We start from the raw sequence: 18206 nt of genomic DNA, 5'->3' as shown, positions 1-18206 counted from the left end.
CGATATTGGACTTTAGACCGTAGTACTTTGGACTAAGCGGGTGTTGGGAAAAGGCGCACCGGCGCGCTTCAATTGCCCAGCGCCACGCCCCAGGGGCCCTTGCCCGCCGGGATCGTGGCGATGACCTTCATCGCCGCGATGTCGACCAGCGAGAGCGTGTCGCTCGCCCCGTTGGCGACCAGCGCGCGGCGGCCGTCGGGCTCGATCGCGAGGTGCCAGGGCCGCTCGCCCACCGCGACATAACCGCGCACCGTAGCGCTTGCCACATCGACGATCGCCACCGCATCGGCGCGGCCCAGCGCGACCAGCGCGGTCTTGCCATCGGGCGTGAAGCGGATACCGCAGGGCATGACCTTGTAGGCCGGAACGCCCGGTGGCGCGAAGGTCAGCGTCTTGACGATGCTGCGGCTGGCGACGTCGGCGATGTGGACCGTGCCCGCCATTTCCGCGCCGACCCATACCCGCGCGTCGGTTTCCATCTCCTCGACCACTTCGTGGCTGGCCGTGTCGACCCAGGCGACGACGTTGTCCTCCTCGCTGGTCACCAGCAGCCACTTGCCGTCGGGGCTCTGCGCGATGCCTTCGGGCTCCTCGCCGACCGCGACCTGCCAGGCCACCTTGCCCGCGGCGAGATCGATCGCGGTCGCCGCCGCGTTGTCCTCGTTGGCGACGAACAGCAGGCGTCCGTCGTGGCTGGGAAAGAACTGTTCGGGATCAGCGCCCGAGGGCAGCGTGCGGATCAGCGCACCGCTGTGCGGATCGCGCACTTCCACCGCGTTGTCGAGACTGACGCAGATCAGCAGGTACTTGCCGTCGCGCGTCATCGCGATGCCGCGCGGGCGCTGGCCGACGGGCCACTCGGCAATGACCCGGTTGCTCGCCAGATCGACGACGGTAACGCTCGAGGAACGCTCGTTGCTGACGTAGGCGCGGGTGGGCACGGCCGGTTCCGAACTCCCCCGCCCCGAATCGTCGGCGGCCCGTACCGGCAGGCTGAAGCTAAGAGCAAGCGACAGGGCGCAACCAAGAAGCGCGCGGCTTTTCAGACGTCTCTCCATAGTTGCGCAAACCTAGACTTTAGCGTGACAAAGGGAATTGCACCTTGGTCTTGTACCATGGTCCAATTGGGGTGCGGCGCAGCATCGCGTTACATCGCAGGCAACAAACGGGGACAGCTCGATCGAGCCCCGATGTCGCAGAGGATGACTGAACCCATGACGATTTCCACCGGCCGCGCGGCCCTGATCGCGGCGGCAGCCATCACGGCGCTGAGCGCCGCCTCCACCCTGCTCGCCCATGGCAACGTGACCCCCCAGGCCGTCGACACGTCGGCGCTGCCCGATCTGGCCGGTGGCAACGAGACCTGGCTTACGGAAAACCCCTATGCCAACGCCGCGCCCGAAGTGAAGGCCAAGGCCGCCCAGATCGGCGAATCCGCCTATGGCCAGAACTGCGCGCGCTGCCACGGGCTCGAGGCCATCTCGGGCGGAATCGCGCCCGACTTGCGCTACCTCGAACTCGGTCCCTCGGGCGACGAATGGTTCGTCGAGCGTTTCCAGCACGGCTCGAGCCACGACGGCAAAGTCTACATGCCGCCCTTCGGCGAAGTGCTGGGACAAAAGGCGGGCTGGGCGATCCGCACCTGGCTCGAAACCCAGCACACCGACGAGTAAGGCCGATGGAGGGGTGTCGCAGGTCCCTCCTGAAGGGTCTGATCGCTACCGCAGGAACGCTGGCTGTGCCCGCGCTCCTGCGCCCGGCTCCGCTGCTCGCCGCCCCGCTCGCTAAAGTGCGCGAGCTGGGCGTTCTGCGCGTGGGGCTCTACACCGACAACCGGCCCTGGTCGTGGGATGAGGGCGGCAAGCCCGCCGGGATCGACGTCGATCTTGCCCGCGCGCTGGCCGAAAGCCTGAACGTACGCGCGGACATCGCGCTGTTTCCCGCAGACGAGGAACTCTCCGACGATTTGCGCAACGTGGTGTGGCGCGGTGGCCTGCTCGGCTTCCAGCGCTGCGACGTCATGCTGCACGTGCCGTTTGATCGCACGATCATGCAGCAAGAGGACAACGTCGTGTTCCTTGCGCCCTATTACCGCGAGAATTTCGGCGCCGCCTGCGCCGCCGATGCGGGCAATTGCGAGGTCGTGCCCGCGCAATTCAAGGGCCGCCCGGTCGCCGCCGAACTCGATTCGGTGCCCGACTTCTACCTCCTCGGCCACGCCGGCGGCGCGCTTGCCAAGGACGTGGTGCACAAGCGCACCGGCTACGAGGCGATCGCCGCGCTTGGCGATGGCGAGGCCGACTTCGCCGTCGCCACCCGCGCGCAGATCGAGGCCGTACTCGCCGACGAACCCAACGCCGGTATCCGCAAGCGCAAGGGCCCGCTGCCCATGATGCTTTCGCCGGGATGGGACATCGGCATCGCGGTGCGCGAGGATTCGCGCAACCTGGGCTTTGCGCTCGAGGAAACGATCGACGCGATGATCGCCGATGGCCGCATGAGCGCGCTTTTCGCTCGGCACGGAGTCGGCTGGCAACCCGCACTGGCAAGCCAGCCGAAATCGTGAACAGGGGGACGGGGGTGCCGACTGCGACCGGCGCCCCCCGAACCACCTGGGCCGGGACGCACCAGCCCAGGGTGGGCCAGACCGTTTGCGTGCCGTTCGCGCGCCGTTTGGCGCCGTTTGCTGCGCAGCAATACCTACTTCATCCTCCCAAGGTGCAATTGTTCGCGCACCGCCAGTGCCTAGTCTGCTGGCCAGCGACCGGGGACATGGGGGGCATTTTCCCAAGAACGAATCCCCGGCGGTTACCCCAACAAGGAGGGATAGGATGAAGCGGCGTTTTACCCAATTCATGGCCGGCCTGGCGGCTGCCAGCGCACTCGTCACGGCGCCGGTGCTGGCCGATGCGAACGGCCCGACCAGCAGCGACCTGATGAACGATGCCGCAACGCCTGGCGACGTGCTGAGCTACGGCATGGGCCCCTGGCAGCAGCGCTTTTCCTCGCTCGACCAGCTCAATTCGTCCAACGTGACCAAGCTCGTGCCCGCCTTCGCCGCCTCGCTCGGCGGGGAAAAGCAGCGCGGCCAGGAAGCCCAGCCGCTGGTCTACGACGGCACCATCTACGTCACCGGTTCCTATTCGCGCCTGTTCGCCTTCGACGCGCGCACCGGCGAGAAGAAGTGGGAATACGACGCGCGCCTGCCCGACGGCATCATGCCCTGCTGCGACGTGGTAAACCGCGGCGCGGCGATCCACGGCGACAAGATCATCTTCGCCACGCTCGACGCGCACCTCATCGCGCTCAACCGCGAGACCGGCAAGGTCGTGTGGAACAAGAAGACCGCCGACTACCAGGCCGGCTACTCGGCCACCGCCGCCCCGCTGATCGTCAAGGACATGGTCATCACCGGCAATTCGGGCGGTGAATTCGGCATCGTTGGCGAAGTCCAGGCGCGCAGCGTGGAAACCGGCGAACTGGTCTGGACCCGTCCGGTCATCGAAGGCCACGTCGGCACGCTCAACGGTCAGCCCAACGGCATGACCGGCAAGCTCAACGCCACCTGGCAGGGCGACCTGTGGAAGACCGGCGGCGGCGCGACCTGGCTGGGCGGCACTTACGATCCCTCCACCAACCTGCTCTTCTTCGGCACTGGCAACCCGGCGCCCTGGAACAGCCACCTGCGCCCCGGCGACAACCTCTACACCTCCTCCACGCTGGCGATCGATGCCGACACCGGCGTCATCAAGTGGCACTACCAGACCACCCCGCACGACGGTTGGGACTTCGACGGCGTGAACGAATTCGTGCCGTTCGACGCGACGATCAACGGCAAGGCGATGAAGCTGGGCGCCAAGGCCGACCGCAACGGCTACTTCTACGTGCTCGACCGGAGCAACGGCAAGCTGCTGGGCGCGCACAAGTTCGTCATGCAGACGACCTGGGCCGACGGCATCAACCTCAAGACCGGGCGCCCCAACTACATCGAGGCGGGCCGTCCCGGCGCGCCCGGCAGCGGAGAAAAGGGCACGCCGGTGTTCTCCAGCCCGTCGTTCCTGGGCGGCAAGAACTGGATGCCGATGGCCTATTCACAGGACACCGGACTGTTCTACATCCCCTCCAACGACTGGGGCATGGACATCTGGAACGAACCGATCGCCTACAAGAAGGGCGCGGCGTACCTGGGCGCGGGCTTCACCATCAAGCCGATCGCCGAGGACCACATCGGCGCGCTGCGCGCGATGGACCCCAAGACCGGCAAGATCGTGTGGGAATACAAGAACAAGGCCCCGCTGTGGGGCGGCGTGCTGACGACCAGGGGCAACCTCGTCTTCACCGGCACGCCCGAAGGCTATCTCAAGGCCTTCGACGCCAAGACCGGCAAGGAGCTGTGGAAATTCCAGACCGGCTCGGGCGTGGTCGGCTCGCCGATCACCTGGGAGCAGGACGGCGAACAATACGTCGCGGTGATGTCCGGCTGGGGCGGCGCGGTGCCGCTGTGGGGCGGTGAAGTCGCCAAGACCTTCAAGGAAATCAGCCAGGGCGGCATGCTCTGGGTGTTCAAACTGCCCCGATAGTCCCAGTAACCAGGTACGAAGGAAACGCGATGGTAACCGGAGCGCCGCACAGTGGAGAGCCCTTCCCGACCGTAGGGCAATCCCGCGCTGGCGCTCCACCCCATCCTCGGGATATGACGATGACTGCAATGGCCGGATTGGGAGCCACGATGGGCGATATGACCAGCCCCGACAAGGTTCTGATTGTCGATGATCACTCGCTCGTGCGCGATGGCCTGCGCTCGATCTTCGACGATGCCTTCCCGTCCTGCGAAATCCTCGAGGCGGACAGCCTCGAAAGCGCGCTCAGCGCGCTGGCGGGCGGGGGCGATGTCGATCTGGTCCTGCTCGACCTCAACATTCCCGACGTCTCGCACCTCTCCGGGCTCGAAGCGCTGCGCGACCGGTTCCCGGCCACCCCGGTGGTGATGGTCTCGGGCGTGACCGACCGCAACGTGGTGCGCGACGCGCTCCAGGCGGGTGCGGCGGGCTTCGTGCCCAAGTCGCTCAAACGCCCGGCCATCGTCGAGGCGCTGCAACTCGTGCTCTCGGGCGAAATCTACATGCCCGAACTCGAAGGCGACGAGACGCAAAGCGCAGAAGAGGACATGATCCGCGCGCGCATCGACACGCTCACCCCGCAGCAGCGCGTGGTGCTCAGCCACCTCGTCGCCGGTCGGCTCAACAAACAGATCGCCTACGAACTCGACGTCTCGATGACCACGGTGAAGGCGCACGTCTCGGCGATCCTCCAGAAGATGAACGTCTTCTCGCGCACGCAGGCGGTCATCATGGCCGGCAAGGTCGGCTTTCGCGGCTGATTGAGGGCGCCTGCGGGTAAGAACGGCTCCAGACCCTTGCAGGAGCAAATTCACGGCGCTTCACGTCCCTCGATCTTGCGCCACATCTCCGCCAGGAAATTTTTCATTTACAAAGATTAACACCATTTTTCTATACACTGTAGGTTCAGAACCCGGTTGCACCCCCCCCTGATTTCGCTCAAGACAAGCGTGGAGTGAAACGCACGTCGGCAATTTTGGGGTAAAGCGTGATTGTTTTCGAAGGGTGCGAAATTGTTATTCACCACCAACACAAGACCAATGATCTGGTTGTCGTCTCCTTCGCGCCCGGTGGTGTCACGCACGAAGCCTTGACCACCTTTTGGGGCATGGGCCTCTTCGACAAAATCGAGATTTCAGCGATCGGCGTCACCACAAAGGTCGACAACTGGTTCATCAGCCCTGACGAAGACGCGTTTGTCGCCAAGATCGAAGAACTGATCACGCCATACGAAACCGTAGTCCTGATGGGCTGCTCGATGGGAGCGCACACCGCCATTCGGCTGTCGCGTCGTCTGCGCGCGCGCGCCACGCTCGCACTCGCACCGAAATTCTCGCTCGACGAGACCGAATTTCCCCAGATCGAACGGCGCTACGTCGACACCTACTTTCGTGAGGATATGCGCGGAATGGGCCTGCGGCGCGAGGATGCTGCGGGCATGGTCTTCATCGCCTACGACCCTCTCTACGAGGCCGACAAGCAACACGCGCTACGCATTCTCGACGAGATGCCCAACGCCATACCAGCCCCGACCTTCTACACCGAACACGGCATCGCCGACCATCTGTCGGGCAACGACAATATGCGCCGAATTACAATGGCCATGGCCCACGGGCTTCAGGCTGACGTGCTGGCCACGCTGCTGGACGTCAGGCGCCGGCATTGGCGTACCGTCCAGCGGATCATCGACACCCGCATGGAACGAAAGCCAGTGCTCTGCGCCCGGCTGCTGAACAATGCGCTGCGGCGCCAGGGCAAATATGAGAACCTGCGGCACTGGGACCGCCGCTTCGGGCGGCTTTACTACCACCTGCGCAGGGCCGGGCGTGGCGACCTGGCGCCGCAGATCATCAATCTCAAGCTGGGCGACACCCCGCTTGATCCGGGTAGTTCGCGGCAATACCTGATGTCGTTTCACGGTGGATTGCTGTGCTACGACACCCTGGCGAAAACCATGTGCATGGCGCAACAAATCCAGCCCGAAGCGCATCAGCATCCCATCTTCGTGCGACTTCAAGGCGAAGACGTCCATCTGCAGACCGAAATCGACGGCAAGGCCTTCTTCCTCTCGATCGACACCGGTCGTGTGCGCCTGACCGACACGATTGCCGACCACGCACCCGTGAAACTAGTCGAATCGCGCGCGCGCGAATGGATTTTCAGTTACAACAGACCCCGCGTGGAGCGCGGCCATGTCGCGATCAGCGCCTACGGCTACGTCATGCCCACCGAGGACGGAAACGTCATCTTCACCAGCCGTAACGACCTGGTTTTCGAAAGCTTCGTCCTGATCGGCGAATGTCCCGGCTGGCGACGTCCGGCCCCGGCCAACGCCAGTCCGGACACGGCGTCGGCAAAGGCGCTCCCGCCAGCTTCGGCCGTCGCGCTGGCACAACGCCAACCCAACGCGACCGGTCACGCTCCGAAAAGGAAGCTGCCCACCCTGCTCGGCCGGCTGACCCGCAAGCCGCGCGCCGCAGCGCAGGAGCGCACCCGCCTCTAACCACCGCCACGGTGCCCGCGCAGTCCATGCCGATCGCCTGAACCGATAGCCCGTCCGTGCCTTTCAGAGCACGTCCAGCTGGCGCAGCAAGGCCCGCAAGCGCGCGGGCTTGACCGGCTTGTTGAGCACCGGCAGGCCGAGCCCGGCGGCCATTTCGGCCACCTCGTCGCTGCGATCGGCGGTGATGAGCATCGCCGGGATCGTGCGCCCCGCCCTTTCGCGCAGCATCGCCACCGCGCGCTCGCCGGTCAGCGCATCGTCGAGGTGGTAGTCGACGATCAGCATCGCCAGGTCCTGTTCGAGCGCCGCCGCCGCCGCCGGGTCGGACGGGTCGGTCACCGTCACCACGTCGAGCCCCCAGTTCTCGAGCAGCGCCTCCATGCCGAGCAGGATCGCGGGGTCGTTGTCGACCACCAGCACCATCCCCCCCGCCCGCGCGGCAGTTCCCTGCAGCGCCAGCGGCGCATCGCTCGCGCGTGCCTCAGGCGCGCACGAGGGCGCGCAGATCGTGAACGCGGCGCCCTTGCCCGGCGCGGTATCGAGATGGATCGCATGATCGAGCAGCGCGGTCACGCGGCGCACGATCGCCAGGCCCAGCCCCTTGCCGGGAATCTTCTGCGTCTTGCCGACCCGGCGGAATTCCTCGAAGATCTGGTCCCGATCGTCCTCCGCGATGCCCGGCCCGGTGTCGCGCACGGTGACACAGACCTCGCCCCCGTTCTCGCGCACTTCGACCCGCACGCTGCCCTGTTCGGTGTAGCGGATCGCGTTGGAGACGAAATTCTGCAGCACGCGGCGCAGCAAACGCGCGTCCGAGCGCACCCACAAGTCGGTCTGCGCGATCGTGAAATCGAGCCCGCCCGCGCCCGCCAGCGGCGCAAATTCGATGCGCAGCGCGCTGAGGATTCCTTCGAGCGCGAGCGGCTCGATCTCGGGCTGGACGGCGCCGGCATCGAGCCGCGAAATCTCGAACAGCGCCTCGAGCAGGTCTTCCACCGAATCGAGCGCGGTCGAGGCCTGTTCGACGAGGCTCGACTGGCGCGGCGGCATCGCCATGCCGTCCATCGCCGAAACGAACAGCCGCGCGGCGTTGAGCGGTTGCAGCAGGTCGTGGCTGGCCGAGGCGATGAAGCTGGTTTTCGAACGGTTCGCGGTCTCCGCCTCGTTCTTGGCCTCGATCAGTTGCTGGTTGACCTCGACCAGTTCGGCGGTGCGTTCGACGACGCGCCGTTCGAGCGTCTCGGCGGTCTCGGTCAGCGAACGCTGGAAGCGCACGTGGTCGGTCACATCGTCGAAGGTGAACACCATACCCCCGTTCTTGAGCGGGACCGAACGGATGACGATGTGCCGATCGGCCATCATGCAGGCGGTTTCGAGCTGCCCCGCCGCGCGCGCCTCGCCGCCCTCGCGCCAGTCGAGCGCCTCGGGGCAGTCGAGCCCGTGCTTGCCGATGCACCAGCGCCGCAGCATCTCGTGGTTCTCGATCCCCGGATTGCCCTCTGCATTGCTGCGCACGTCGTCGAGCCCGAGCAGCGAGAGCGCACCCTCGTTCCACGCCTGGAGCCGCCCCACCGCGTCGAACAGGCACACGCCTTCGGACAGCGTGTCGAGCGTCGCCTGGAGCGCGAGATTGCGTTCGGCCAGTTCGCGCGCGCGCTGACGGGCGTCCTCGGCCTTGACCGAGGTGATGTCGGTATAGATGCCCACCGTACCGCCCTGGCTGGTGCGCAGCTCGTTGATCTGGATCCAGCGCCCGTCGGACAGCGCCTGGACATGCGCCCCCTGCGCGCGGCGATGCTGCGCAACACGATCCTTGAGCCAGCGTTCGGGAGCCTGATGCGCCCCCAGCGTCGCCCCCGCACGCGCCAGCCGCGAAGCAAGCTCGGAAAATTCCGGCGCGCTTTCGGAAATCGATTCGAAATAGGGAAAGATCTTCAGGAACGCGCGGTTGCACAGGATCATGCGATCTTCATCGTCGAACAGCGCAAACCCGTCCGAGAGCGATTCGATCGCATCGCGCAAGAGCACGCGCGCCGCGGTGGCATCGGCGTGGGCCTTGGCCAGCTCGGCGTTGGCCGCGTTGAGCCGCTCAAGCGCGATTTCCAGCGCGCCGGTGCGATCACGCACCATCGCCTCGAGCGAGATCGCGGTCTCGAACATCGAAAAGGCGCCGCCCTGGATGTCGGTCGACCGCTCGACCCGGTCGATCAGCGCGGCGTTGATTTTCTCGAGCTGCGCCACACGCTTGCGCAGCGCCGCGACTTCGCCGTCGGGCTCCACCATGGCCTTGCCTCCCGCCCCCTTTCCGGCGCGGTCCGCCCCTTGCACGCTGCGGCTGTCTCCGAGCATCGAGCGCCTGTCTCCCGTCCCCTGTCCTCCAGTGCGAATCAGCGCCCTATCGCCAGACCACTGAAAGTCTGGTTCATGTGCGCTGCGAGGAATTGCTCACCATAGGTATTGAAACCGATAATCTTGTTGTCGACGTAAAGCCGCGAGAGTTCGCGCACGATCTGACGGTCCTCGGCGTCGAGCCGGTTGAGCACGCAGTCGAAGCCGATGACGTGATCGATCGTGCCGACCTCGCGCGAGACCGTCTCGACCAGTTCGCGCATCCACTCGATCCGGTCGATCGGCTCGCCCACGGTGAGCACCACGCCGCTGTCGATCGCGCAGTAGAAGGTCAACGATCCGTCCGGGTTGGCCGACTGGATCGAGCGCACGTGGTACTGCCCGCCAGTGCGCACCATCGGCGGGTGCGCGGCAAAGAAATGCGCGTCGAGCACTTCGGGCGACTGTCCGGTCAGCCGCACGTATTCCTCGGCGGCGGGCGCGGCGTTGATCTCGAACACGGTGCGCGTCTCGGGATCGGCTTCGGTGATGACCATGCGNCGGTCAGCCGCACGTATTCCTCGGCGGCGGGCGCGGCGTTGATCTCGAACACGGTGCGCGTCTCGGGATCGGCTTCGGTGATGACCATGCGCGCGGGGCCGGGGCGGTAGGGGCTCTGGCAGAACACGTGCATCGGGCGGCGACTGGTGAGCACCGCGACCACCGCGCTGTCCGAATGGAACGCGCCCCCGTGCAGCACCCCGGTCTGGCGAAACGACAGACCATCGCCGCTCGACCCGCCGATCAGCTGGATGTCGCCCAGCGCGTGCTGCGCGGTCATCGTGAGCAGTTCCTCGCGGTGCGAGAGCCCGTCGACGAAGAACAGCGCGACCTGATGCAGGTCCTGCACCGCACCATGATCGAGCCGCGCGCCCGCGACGAGCTGGCGAATCTGGCCTTGCGCCTCCTGCGGATCGAAATGGTCGAGCGCGTCGAAGCGCAGCGAGACCATCGAGAAACTTTCCGCCGGAAAGCCGACCAGCAGCACGCTTTCGGTGTCGTAGCCACGCTCGGTCAGCTCGCCCGCGCTGGTGCAGCCGATCAGCGGCACGCCGGGCAATCCGGCACCGAGCGTTTGCGCCAGTTCGTCACGGGCAAAGCGCTGCGAGCAGAACACCAGCGCACCGGCCAGCTCCACCCCGTCGATCGCCGCGACGAGTTCGCGCACCACCTCGTCCACGTCCTGCGCGCGTGAGGAACAGGTGACCAGGGGCCTGTCGCCATGCTCGAGCTGGGTCTGCATGCGTCTCGTTCTCTCCCGATGCCGTCGTCTCGTTGCGGACGACGTGGCGGCGGCGATCCTCGTGGGCCTCAAACCCCCGCAATCGCTACGTGAACCTGTTTCTTACGCTGCCCGGCAAGGATCGCCAAGCGCTTTGCGAGACACGCTGGCGCGCTGTCCCGGCGGGATACACCAGCGGCGGTTCGGGCCGCCCGATCGCCCGGCCTGGAAAAGGCTCTAATCGGTGCCCCGCGGCGGTTCGCCCGCCGCTTCGAGCGCGGCGTTCTCGGCATCGCTGAACACCCGGCTGCGGATCACGAAACGCACCCCTTCGGGCGCCTCAAGGCTCATGCCCGACCCGCGTCCCGGCACCACGTCGATGGTGACCTGGGTGTGGCGCCAGTATTCGAACTGCGCCGCGCCGATCCAAACCGGGGTCTCGCCGGTCAGCGTGCCCAGCAGCACGTCCTGCCCGCCGACGCGAAACTCGCCCGCCACGAAGCACATCGGCGCCGAACCATCGCAGCACCCGCCCGACTGGTGGAACATGAGATCGCCGTGGCGCGCGCGCAGCCGCTCGATCCAGCTTTCTGCCTCGGGCGTTGCCAGGATGCGCGGCGGCGGTGCCAGCGTGGTCATGCGACTTCGGCGACCAGCACGCGGACCCCGCCGCTGGCGAAATTCGCCAGATCCGCCACCGCCGCCTGCCCCTGTTCGGAGCCCATCGCAGCGGCCATCGTCTCGGCGTCGGCGAAGAACAGCTGCGCCATGCGATAATAGGGCGGCGCGCTGCCATCGGGGCCGGGCACGCCCTTGAGCAGCACTACGTTGGCGAGCGAGGGAATCGCCTGCGCGATCGGCAGATGCGTGCTGGCGTAGTATGCCTCGAACGCAGCGGGATCGGCGGGCGCGTTGTAGAGCACGTTCAGGACAACCTGGGGCATCGTTCATCTCCTCCGGGCGCCGTATGGGCACGGCATGATGGCGTCGGCGTGCGCCTCCAACGCCATCTGTGCAAACGAAAAAGCGGTGGATGGCACGAAGGCCATCCACCGTCTCGAGAATCCCGGCGCCACTGGACTGGTGGAGTGAGAGAGAGGGCGCCGGGATAGAATTGTGGCCGTATCGAACCTCGATCGGTCGCCCCTGCCTCAGAAGAAGCCGAGCGCCTTGGGGCTGTAGCTGACCAGCAAGTTCTTGGTCTGCTGGTAGTGATCGAGCATCATCTTGTGCGTCTCGCGACCGATGCCCGACTGCTTGTAGCCACCGAACGCGGCGTGCGCGGGGTACATGTGGTAGCAGTTGGTCCACACGCGGCCCGCCTGGATGCCGCGCCCGAAGCGGTAGGCGCGCGTCCCGTCGCGGGTCCACACCCCGGCGCCCAGGCCGTAGAGCGTGTCGTTGGCGATCTCCAGGGCTTCCTCGTCGCTCGAGAACTTGCAGACCGAAAGCACCGGCCCGAAGATTTCCTCCTGGAAGATGCGCATCTTGTTGTGGCCTTCCAGCACGGTGGGCTGGACGTAGTAGCCCCCCGCCATGTCGCCTTCGTGCATCGCGCGTTCGCCGCCGGTCAGCACCTTGGCGCCCTCGTCCTTGCCGATCTGGATGTAGGAGAGGATCTTCTCCATCTGGTCGTTCGAGGCCTGCGCGCCGATCATCGTCGAGGGGTCGAGCGGACTGCCCAGCTTGATCGCCTCGACGCGCTTGATCGCCTTTTCGATGAAGGCATCGTAGATCGATTCGTGGACCAGCGCGCGGCTCGGGCAGGTGCAGACCTCGCCCTGGTTGAGCGCGAACATCGCAAAGCCTTCGAGCGCCTTGTCGAGGAAGTCGTCGTCCTTGTCCATGACGTCGGCGAAGAAGATGTTGGGGCTCTTGCCGCCCAGCTCCAGCGTGCAGGGAATGAGATTTTCGCTGGCGTACTGCATGATGAGGCGGCCGGTCGTCGTCTCGCCGGTGAACGCGATCTTGGCGATGCGCTTGTTGGTGGCGAGCGGCTTGCCCGCCTCGATGCCGAAGCCGTTGACGATGTTGAGCGTACCGGCGGGCAGGATGTCGGCGATCAGCTCGGCCAGCACGAGGATCGACATCGGGGTCTGCTCGGCCGGCTTCAGGACCACGCAGTTGCCCGCGGCCAGCGCCGGAGCAAGCTTCCAGGCGGCCATCAGGATCGGGAAGTTCCAGGGAATGATCTGGCCCACGACGCCGAGCGGTTCGTGGAAGTGGTAGGCCACGGTGTCGTGGTCGATCTCGGCGATCGAGCCTTCCTGGGCGCGCACGCACGAGGCGAAGTAGCGGAAATGGTCGATCGCCAGCGGCACGTCGGCGGCCATCGTTTCGCGGATCGGCTTGCCGTTGTCGATCGTCTCGGCGAGCGCGAGCTTTTCGAGGTTGGCCTCGAGCCGGTCGGCGATCTTGAGCAGCGTGTTCGAACGCTCGATCGGCGAGGCCTTGCCCCAGGCGTCCTTGGCGGCGTGGGCCGCGTCGAGCGCCAGTTCGATGTCCTCGGCGGTGCCGCGCGCCACGCGGCACACCACCTGGCCGGTGACCGGCGAAACGTTGTCGAAATACTGCCCCTTGACCGGGGCCACCCACTGGCCGCCGATGAAATTGTCGAACGTGTCGCGGATGAGCGATTCACCCGAGAACTTGCTCATGGCCTGTTCCAGCATCCCCATATCTCCATCTAGTCGTATCGCTGCGATGCGATTTTTCGCGCTCCACATTGGGACGCGGACCGGGGCTCGCCAATTGTACCTTGGGACGATAGCGCGCGGCCGTGCCGCAAGGGGCAAAGGGCAAGGCTGCGGAAAAAACCGGTCCTCGCGCCGCGCTGCCCTTGCCTTCCCCCCCACCCCTTTGCCATGAGCGGGCGGTGAGCGCGCAAATCGTCATCGGTGACGGGCCGCACGGCCAGCCGACAGAGATCGACATCAAGGAACTTCTCGCGACCCGCCTGCTGGTGCAGGGCAATTCCGGGTCCGGAAAGTCGCACCTGCTGCGCCGCCTGCTCGAAGAGAGCGCCTCGATCGTCCAGCAGATCGTGATCGACCCCGAGGGCGACTTCGTCAGCCTCGCCGAGGAATTCGGCCACGTCGTGATCGACGGCGCGGCCTATGGCGAGGCCGAGATCGTCAAGCTGGGCGCGCGCATCCGCCAGCACCGCGCCTCGGTCGTCCTCGCGCTCGACGAGCTGGAGATCGACCAGCAGATGAAGTGCGCCGCGCAGTTCCTCAACGCGCTGTTCGATGCCCCGCGCGACCAGTGGTTTCCCGCGCTCGTGGTGGTCGACGAGGCGCAGATGTTCGCCCCCGCCGCCGCCGGCGAGGTGTCCGAGGAAGCGCGCCGCATTTCGCTGGGCGCGATGACCAACCTCATGTGCCGCGGGCGCAAGCGCGGCCTCGCCGGCGTGATCGCCACGCAGCGCCTCGCCAAGCTCGCCAAGAACGTCGCCGCCGAGGCTTCGAACTTCCTCATGGGCCGCACCTTCCTTGATATCGACATGGCCCGCGCGGCGGACCTGCTCGGCATGGAGCGGCGCCAGGCCGAGGAAATCCGCGATCTTGGGCGGGGGCAGTTCCTGGGGCTCGGCCCGGCGATCTCGCGCCGCCCGGTCAAGACCCAGATCGGTTCGGTCAAGACCGGCGCCAAGTCGGTCACGCCCGGCCTCATGCCGCTGCCCGAAGCCTCGCAGGAGGACATGCGCGAGCTGCTCCACGACAACTTGCACATCGAGCCCGAAAAGCCCGATTTCGTGCGCCCGGTGCGCCGCCGCATCGAGGTCGAGGAGCTGTCGCGTTCGATCACCACCGGCCCTGCGGCCGAAGCGCTCCCGCCGCGCCCCGAACGCCCCGAGCCCGAGCCCGAGGAAAACCGCGAGGCGATGCTCGAAATCCTCAACACCATGGCCAAGGACGAGGACAGCCTGTTCCAGTCCTCGACCACGCTGTTCCAGGACTTCACCATCCGCTGCCGGATGAAGGGCATTTCGGTGCGCGGGCTCGACGCGACGATGTTCCGGCGCGGGTTCGCCGCGGCCATCGCCGGGATCGAGGACCCCGAGGACGAACAGTGGTTCGACCTCGTCAACCTCGCCAAGCACGTCCCCGACGACGCGCTGGCCCCGTTCTACGTCATCGCCCGCGCGGCGATGAACGGCGAGCCCTGCCCCGACGACGAGTATCTCGCCAAAATCTACGGCACCAGCTCGCCCCGGCGCATCCAGCGCCTGCTCGACTATCTTGAAAAGGACGGGCTGATCGTCGTGCGGACCGATTTTTCGGGCAAGCGCTCGGTCGGCATTCCCGATCTGGGCGTGACAACCGCCGCGGTCGAAGCGTAAGGTTCGAAGCCGATGGCCGAGATCGTCAATCTTCGCCTGGCCCGCAAGGCCAGGGCACGCGCCGATGCGGGCGCCAAAGCCGAGGCCGCGCGCGCGCGCCACGGCCAGACCAAGGCCGAACGTCAGATCACGCAAGCCGAACGCGCCCGGCGCGAACGCACGCTCGACGGCGCCCGCCTCAACGATACCAGCCTCGATGGCACCGCTCACGAAACGGACGAAAACTGATGCGCACGACCTATGGCGAGGCAACCGTGCGGCTCTACCACCTGAGCGATGCGAGCGAGGGGGGCGCCGCCGAAACGCTGTTCTACGGCCCGCTCGACGAAGCCCTGCGGATCGCCGCGCAGCAGGCCGAACAGGTCCAGGACGGCCTGTTCCTCGCCACCGACAACGACGTCGTCGCCTACCTCGATCTGCTCGAAGGCTGATCACGCGTCGCCGGACGCCCAAGCTTCGCAAACTTACCGCAAACAGCCCATGGCCTTGGCGCGGCCTTGCGCGTATCAGCCGCGCCATGTTGGAGCGTATTTGGCAATTGCGCGGGGTTCTCGTGCTGCATCCCGGCGTTTCGGACGACCTCGTCTTCGCGCGGATCGAGAGTTTTCTGGACGCACAGAACAAGCGGGTGACCCGCGGCGGAGCGAACTACGCCGAATTCGCGGGACTGCCCTTGCCGCGCCGCCACCGCGCGCTGTCCTTTTTTGACCGGGGCCGGTTCTGGATTCGCCACAACCACGACGGCAAGGAGCTGCACTTCGAACTGCGCAGCCTCTACCGCCTCGCCCTGTGCCTCGTGCTGGTCACCGCGCTCCTCGCCACGCTCGCCGCGCTGGACTGGTTCGACACCCGCGCGCTGATCGCAGGGACCGCGCTCGCGGTCGCGCTTGGCGGGCTCTACACGCTCAACGCCGGTTTCGCCCGCGCCCGCGCGCCGCGCGCGATCTATGGGGCGATCAGCGGGGAATGACGAGGCCGGGGGCTATCCCCGGCTCAGAAACGCGCGAGCAGGCCCGCCGAAAGGTAGCCGTCGCCCACGTTCACCTTCGCGTCGATACGCGGCATCACCGGCATCGCGGCGGTGCCGTAGGCGCGCACCGAATCGCCCATGTAGCGCGCGCCCACGCCGAGCGAGACCATCGGCAGCGAATACATCGCCTCGATCCGGCCATAGGCCTTGAGCCCGGTGCCGTCGCAGTGGCTGTCCTTGACCGCCACGTCGTCCGCACGGCGGTAGCACACCCCGCCATCCTCGGCGTAGCGCGGGTGATCGCGGTCGTAGACGAAGGCGCCGACCGACGGCGTCACGCTGAAACCGCCGTCCTGGAGGATCGGGTAGCCCACGCCGACTTCCCCGCCCCACTGGCCCTGCCACTTGGCGACGTTGGCCTCGGCGGTGACTTGCGCGGCGGCGGGGCTGGCGAGCGCGACGAGGCCCGCAGCAAGCCCGGTCAGGGCGGTGAGGGCAACGAGAGGGGTCGGGCGCGGCATGGCGGTTCCTTCAGTTCGCAATACAGGGTCGTGCCGAGCGCACCCGGACGGTCCCCCCGCTGTGACCCAGGCCGGCACCGTCCGGCAAGCCGAAGCGGCTCCATCTGTCTCCGACGCGAATCGCTTCGCCGTGACTTGGCCGGATTTTACGATGCGCCGCGCCAGCCCCCCCCACGCGGCCTTGCTTCAGGACACCATCGCATCGAGCGCGGCGTTGATCGACGTGTCTCCTTCGGTCAGTTCGAGAATCACCTGCGAGAGCCCCGGCCGCTCGAGAATGCCGAGCAAGGTGGCCGCCACGTCCTGGCGCGAAACCGAACCGTAGGGCAGCGCCAGTCCCAGACGGACCGTACCCGTCCCCTCCCCGAGCGTGAGCGTACCGGGACGCAGGATGACCCAGTCGAGCCCGCTCCGGGTCAGCTTCCAGTCGGTCTCCTTCTTGACGCGCATGTAGTTCTCGAACCCCTCGCGCGGCGGCGCGTTGCGCCCGGCCTCGGGGAAAGCGGACACCAGCACGAACCGCGCCACGCCCGCCCGCTTCGCCGCGGCAATCGCCTTTACCAGCCCCTCCCCGTCGATGGCGTTGGTCAGCGCGATGCCCGCGCCGCCCGCGCCAGCGGTGAAGACCACCGCATCCGCGCCCGCCATGCGCGTGGCGAGCGCCTCTTCATCCAGCGCAACGATATCGCCCGCCACCGGAACCCCGCCCGCCTCGGCAAGAGCCTCGGCCTGTTCGGGCTTGCGGTGCATGGCCAGCGGCGCGTGCCCGGCCTGTGCCAGCAGGGGAACCAGCCGCGAGCCGACCTTGCCCGCCGCCCCAATGATAAAGACCTTCATGAAATGATCCTGCCTGTTCGTCCTTGGGAATACCCGCAGGCCCATGTGGCCCCGCAACGCCCGATCGCAACCGCAACCGGAACCGCATCCCGGTCCGGTCAGCCGCGCGATTGGTACGGCAGGTGCAGGCGCGCCTCGAAACCGCCCTCGCGCTGGGCGAAGCGGACCTGCCCACCGTGCGCCAGCGCCACGCGTTCGACGATGGCCAGGCCAAGTCCGGTTCCATCGCCCCCGCGCGCGCTGTTGCCGCGCGCGAAGGGGCGCAGCAACCGCTCGGCGCTCGCCGCATCGAAGCCGGGGCCGTGATCGCGCACGGTGATGACCACGCCCTCGCCCGTCCGTTCCAGCCGCAGGCACACCCCCGGCTGACCATGGCGCAGCGCGTTGCCGAGCAGATTTCCCACCGCGCGCGCCACCGCCACCGGGCGCAAGGCGGCGTGCAGCGTCGCGGGCAGATCGGTCTCGACCACGCCTTCGGGATCGGCGTCGCGCAGGGCGGCTTCGAGCACCGCCACCAGATCGCAGTCGCAGACCGGCTCCTGCGCAAAGCCGCGCGCCATGTCGAGGAACTGCTCGAGCATGGCCTCGATCCGGTCGACCTGCCGGTTGGCGGTGGTCTCGAGCTCGTCATCGCTACAGCGCATCATCGCCAGGCACAGCCGCAGCCGGGTGAGCGGCGTGCGCAGATCGTGGCTGACCCCGGCCAGCATCAACGCGCGCTCGGCCTCGTCGCGGCGCAGACGCTCGGCCATGCGGTTGAACGCGCCGCCGACCGCCGCGATCTCGGCCGGGCCGCGCACGTCG

Annotated in this window: 19 protein-coding genes; 9 read left to right on the top strand and 10 right to left on the bottom strand. The window is 66.9% G+C overall.

Going from position 1 to position 18206, the window contains the following annotated elements:
• Window positions 1–68: 68 nt before the first annotated feature.
• A complete protein-coding gene (locus tag MTR62_RS08090; RefSeq protein WP_244018793.1) occupies window positions 69–1058 on the bottom strand; it encodes a PQQ-dependent catabolism-associated beta-propeller protein in 990 nt (329 codons plus the stop codon).
• A gap of 156 nt (window positions 1059–1214) precedes the next feature.
• Here MTR62_RS08090 and pedF point away from each other — a divergent pair, with 156 nt between their 5' ends.
• From pedF to MTR62_RS08065, 5 genes are all read left to right on the top strand, one after another.
• On the top strand, window positions 1215–1673 hold the full coding sequence (gene pedF / locus MTR62_RS08085; RefSeq protein WP_244018792.1) for a cytochrome c-550 PedF: 459 nt from the start codon (window positions 1215–1217) through the stop codon (window positions 1671–1673).
• A 5-nt stretch (window positions 1674–1678) separates the two neighbouring features.
• Window positions 1679–2566 (top strand): substrate-binding periplasmic protein, encoded by an 888-nt coding sequence (locus tag MTR62_RS08080; RefSeq protein ID WP_244018790.1) that lies wholly within the window; start codon window positions 1679–1681, stop codon window positions 2564–2566.
• A gap of 265 nt (window positions 2567–2831) precedes the next feature.
• Window positions 2832–4580 (top strand): methanol/ethanol family PQQ-dependent dehydrogenase, encoded by a 1749-nt coding sequence (locus MTR62_RS08075; RefSeq protein WP_244018788.1) that lies wholly within the window; start codon window positions 2832–2834, stop codon window positions 4578–4580.
• A gap of 128 nt (window positions 4581–4708) precedes the next feature.
• The gene (locus MTR62_RS08070) at window positions 4709–5380 is read left to right on the top strand and encodes a response regulator transcription factor (RefSeq protein WP_244018786.1); all 672 of its coding nucleotides are present in this window, start codon (window positions 4709–4711) and stop codon (window positions 5378–5380) included.
• A gap of 227 nt (window positions 5381–5607) precedes the next feature.
• Window positions 5608–7122: a hypothetical protein gene (locus MTR62_RS08065; protein WP_244018784.1), complete on the top strand. Its 1515-nt coding sequence runs from the start codon at window positions 5608–5610 to the stop codon at window positions 7120–7122.
• A gap of 63 nt (window positions 7123–7185) precedes the next feature.
• On the opposite strand, the gene MTR62_RS08060 is transcribed toward MTR62_RS08065, so the two are convergent.
• The 6 genes from MTR62_RS08060 to adh all read right to left on the bottom strand — a co-directional run bounded on the left by MTR62_RS08060 (window position 7186) and on the right by adh (window position 13404).
• Window positions 7186–9405 carry a hybrid sensor histidine kinase/response regulator gene (locus tag MTR62_RS08060; protein ID WP_244018844.1) on the bottom strand — a complete coding sequence of 740 codons (2220 nt, stop codon included), beginning with the start codon at window positions 9403–9405 and terminating at the stop codon, window positions 7186–7188.
• Between the two features lie 104 nt (window positions 9406–9509).
• A complete protein-coding gene (locus tag MTR62_RS21460; RefSeq protein ID WP_327194391.1) occupies window positions 9510–10007 on the bottom strand; it encodes an FIST C-terminal domain-containing protein in 498 nt (165 codons plus the stop codon).
• Window positions 9923–10753, bottom strand: a complete 831-nt coding sequence (locus MTR62_RS08055; RefSeq protein ID WP_327194390.1) for an FIST N-terminal domain-containing protein — start codon at window positions 10751–10753, stop codon at window positions 9923–9925. Before MTR62_RS08055 ends, MTR62_RS21460 begins: the two co-directional genes overlap by 85 nt.
• Window positions 10754–10969: 216 nt before the next feature.
• Window positions 10970–11371 carry a DUF779 domain-containing protein gene (locus MTR62_RS08050; RefSeq protein ID WP_244018782.1) on the bottom strand — a complete coding sequence of 134 codons (402 nt, stop codon included), beginning with the start codon at window positions 11369–11371 and terminating at the stop codon, window positions 10970–10972.
• Window positions 11368–11676, bottom strand: coding sequence for an EthD family reductase (locus tag MTR62_RS08045; RefSeq protein WP_244018780.1), 309 nt, complete (start codon window positions 11674–11676; stop codon window positions 11368–11370). The genes MTR62_RS08050 and MTR62_RS08045 overlap by 4 nt, the downstream gene beginning before the upstream one ends.
• Before the next feature lie 207 nt (window positions 11677–11883).
• Window positions 11884–13404 carry an aldehyde dehydrogenase gene (gene adh, locus MTR62_RS08040; protein ID WP_244018778.1) on the bottom strand — a complete coding sequence of 507 codons (1521 nt, stop codon included), beginning with the start codon at window positions 13402–13404 and terminating at the stop codon, window positions 11884–11886.
• 203 nt (window positions 13405–13607) lie between these two features.
• Between adh and MTR62_RS08035 the strand changes: the two genes are divergently transcribed.
• From MTR62_RS08035 to MTR62_RS08020, 4 genes are all read left to right on the top strand, one after another.
• Complete coding sequence (locus MTR62_RS08035) at window positions 13608–15074, top strand: helicase HerA domain-containing protein (protein ID WP_244018776.1); 1467 nt, start codon at window positions 13608–13610, stop codon at window positions 15072–15074.
• A gap of 12 nt (window positions 15075–15086) precedes the next feature.
• Window positions 15087–15302 carry a DUF4169 family protein gene (locus MTR62_RS08030; RefSeq protein WP_244018774.1) on the top strand — a complete coding sequence of 72 codons (216 nt, stop codon included), beginning with the start codon at window positions 15087–15089 and terminating at the stop codon, window positions 15300–15302.
• On the top strand, window positions 15302–15505 hold the full coding sequence (locus MTR62_RS08025; RefSeq protein WP_244018772.1) for a hypothetical protein: 204 nt from the start codon (window positions 15302–15304) through the stop codon (window positions 15503–15505). The genes MTR62_RS08030 and MTR62_RS08025 overlap by 1 nt, the downstream gene beginning before the upstream one ends.
• 86 nt (window positions 15506–15591) lie before the next feature.
• Window positions 15592–16044: a hypothetical protein gene (locus MTR62_RS08020; protein WP_244018770.1), complete on the top strand. Its 453-nt coding sequence runs from the start codon at window positions 15592–15594 to the stop codon at window positions 16042–16044.
• A gap of 23 nt (window positions 16045–16067) precedes the next feature.
• Here the strand turns inward: MTR62_RS08020 and MTR62_RS08015 are convergent, their stop codons facing one another.
• The 3 genes from MTR62_RS08015 to MTR62_RS08005 all read right to left on the bottom strand — a co-directional run.
• Window positions 16068–16565 (bottom strand): autotransporter outer membrane beta-barrel domain-containing protein, encoded by a 498-nt coding sequence (locus MTR62_RS08015; protein WP_244018768.1) that lies wholly within the window; start codon window positions 16563–16565, stop codon window positions 16068–16070.
• Window positions 16566–16751: 186 nt separating this feature from the next.
• Window positions 16752–17402 (bottom strand): SDR family oxidoreductase, encoded by a 651-nt coding sequence (locus MTR62_RS08010; RefSeq protein ID WP_244018765.1) that lies wholly within the window; start codon window positions 17400–17402, stop codon window positions 16752–16754.
• A 98-nt stretch (window positions 17403–17500) separates the two neighbouring features.
• Window positions 17501–18206 (bottom strand): ATP-binding protein (locus MTR62_RS08005; protein WP_244018763.1); only part of this gene is annotated, 706 nt, incomplete at its 5' end.

The organism is Novosphingobium organovorum (genome assembly GCF_022832435.1).
GTDB lineage: Bacteria > Pseudomonadota > Alphaproteobacteria > Sphingomonadales > Sphingomonadaceae > Novosphingobium > Novosphingobium organovorum.
This window is presented reverse-complemented; position numbering and strand designations above follow the sequence as displayed.